The sequence below is a fragment of the Bartonella sp. AP21QHHD genome (genome assembly GCF_042196205.1).
GTDB lineage: Bacteria > Pseudomonadota > Alphaproteobacteria > Rhizobiales > Rhizobiaceae > Bartonella.
Genome location: NZ_JBHIPT010000101.1, coordinates 1 through 1,228, shown reverse-complemented (window position 1 = coordinate 1,228; position 1,228 = coordinate 1). Strand labels below are relative to the sequence as shown.

Sequence of the window (1,228 nt, the reverse complement as noted above, 5' to 3'; positions counted from 1 at the left end):
GTACCACTGAACATGTCACCACTTGCACCACGTATCGCCCACCCCGTTTTGGTACCTAGATCAAAACAAAGAATCGTGTTAATCACCGCTCCTCTCCATACAAAACGTATTTTATAAAATTACTGTTTTCCCAAAGCGGAGGAGAAAGAGATATGAGAAATATGCAAGAAAATTTTGTAGAATTAACTGACATTACAATTAACATGAACAATAAATTGAATAACATTGAAACAGAACTCGCAACATTCAAAAGACAAAGTATATTGAAAAAAGACCTTCCCCAAATGATAAGAAATTCCTTAGAAACTTTGTGGACAGAAAACATAGCAGAAGGTTTAGGACCAAAGATGAAAGTTGAGATCTTTAATCTTAAACCTGAAGATCTATCACCAGAAGGTATTCTCATAGAATTTTCCATCAAAAACCCCACAGACCGACCAATGAAAATGAACTATATACGAATAGATGAAAATAGCCCTTTCGAATTCGTTCAAGCATTCTATCCAACTCCTTATCCATACTCTCAAAGCTCTCCAAGAAGCATTCTTAAAACATCTCCCAAATGTATCGATTTAATAACTCCCGTTACAACAAATCCTGTCATCCAAAACAACGTATTAGAAAGAGGAATTGACCTATTTACAGTGAATGGTGGGTATAGTTTTCGATGGGAATTAAAAATTCGCTCCATAGAAACAGAAAATCATGATAAACTATCCGTTCCGATCTTTATCTTAGAACATACTTCATCATATGACCCACATAAAACACTTGAAGTTCGCTTTTGGCCCAGCTTTTTTCGAAAATTAAGTCATCAACGATGATAATCTTATAAGATTGGGAATTAGATTTTACTTATCTTCTCACCTATTAAGGTGAGAAGATAAAAGTATTTATTAGTTTGTTCTTTTTCATGAATCATAACCTCCAAAGGTTCCTATAACTCTTCTTTCTTGTACTTTCTTTTTCAACTCTTCAATTGACATATTTAACTTTACAATTAATATATCTTTTTCCTTCAGTTCTGTTTTGAGCTCTTGTTCTCTATTGCGATAGAGCAAAACAAAAAAGAACATAGCGATAACACAAAAGAACATAACCGCATTGGTAGTAAAAAACGTAATAATTGCTACTAAACTCATCTTTCTCTCCTCACTTACCCTTCTTCTTACTCTTCTTATTCTTATGAAGCGGCGCTTTTACTGCTTCATCACGCTGTTTAAGCTCT

2 protein-coding genes are annotated in these 1,228 nt (G+C 34.0%); one reads left to right on the top strand and one right to left on the bottom strand.

Annotation, left to right across the window (positions count from 1 at the left end; genetic code table 11):
• Window positions 1-152: 152 nt before the first annotated feature.
• Window positions 153-824, top strand: coding sequence for a hypothetical protein (locus ACFIMC_RS06435; protein ID WP_375621782.1), 672 nt, complete (start codon window positions 153-155; stop codon window positions 822-824).
• A gap of 87 nt (window positions 825-911) precedes the next feature.
• Here ACFIMC_RS06435 and ACFIMC_RS06430 read toward each other — a convergent pair whose 3' ends face one another.
• The gene (locus ACFIMC_RS06430; RefSeq protein ID WP_208434686.1) at window positions 912-1,142 is read right to left on the bottom strand and encodes a hypothetical protein; all 231 of its coding nucleotides are present in this window, start codon (window positions 1,140-1,142) and stop codon (window positions 912-914) included.
• Window positions 1,143-1,228 lie beyond the last annotated feature (86 nt).